This is a genomic window from Acidovorax sp. SUPP3334, from assembly GCF_030159055.1.
Taxonomy (GTDB): domain Bacteria; phylum Pseudomonadota; class Gammaproteobacteria; order Burkholderiales; family Burkholderiaceae_C; genus Paracidovorax.
In genome coordinates this window covers 1-768 of sequence record NZ_BQXQ01000120.1, presented here as the reverse complement: position 1 = coordinate 768, position 768 = coordinate 1, and the positions used below count along the sequence as shown (strand labels likewise).

Annotated in this window: 1 pseudogene and 1 other annotated feature; the pseudogene reads left to right on the top strand. The window is 64.2% G+C overall.

Annotated features, from left to right (window positions below):
* Positions 1 to 768: pseudogene (locus AVHM3334_RS23740) on the top strand (IS3 family transposase); the annotation flags it as partial.
* Positions 48 to 164 (top strand) — a sequence feature (AL1L pseudoknot). It overlaps the preceding pseudogene by 117 nt.

Sequence of the window (768 nt, the reverse complement as noted above, 5' to 3'; positions counted from 1 at the left end):
GAGGTTCGCGAGCTGCGTCAGGTCAACGAGATCCTGCGCAAGGCGTCGGCCTATTTTGCGCAGGCGGAGCTCGACCGCCCCTTCAAGCGATGAAGCAGTTCATCGATGAGCAGCGTGATGTCCATGGGGTCGAGCCGATCTGCAGAGTGCTGCCGATCTCCCCATCGACCTACCACGCGCACGCGGCCAGGATGGCCGATCCACAGTTGCGCTGGGCACGCGCGAAGACCGACGAGGCGTTGACGGAGCAAGTCCAGCGCGTGTGGGACGACAACTTCAAGGTCTACGGTGTGCGCAAGGTCTGGCGGCAACTGCGACGCGAACAGTTCGACGTGGCGCGATGCACCGTGCAGCGGTTGATGAAGCGGCAGGGCTTGCGCGGCCGTCATACGAGGCAAGACCGTGGGCACGACGGTGAGCGACCCGAAGGCACCGTGCCCGCTGGATCATGTGAAACGGCGATTCAAGGCCGATCGGCCTAACGCGCTGTGGGTCAGCGATTTCACGTACGTGTCGACGTGGCAAGGATGGATCTATGTCGCCTTCGTCATCGACGTCTTCGCCCGTCGCATCGTGGGCTGGAAGGCGTCGTCCTCGATGCAGACGGACTTCGTGCTCGACGCGCTCGAACAGGCGCTCTATGCCCGCAAGCCGGTCGGCCCGGATCGCCTGATTCACCACGGCGACCGAGGCGTTCAGTACGTGTCGATCCGCTACACAGAGCGGCTCGTGGAAGCCGGCCTGGAGCCTTCGGTAGGCAGCGTGGGG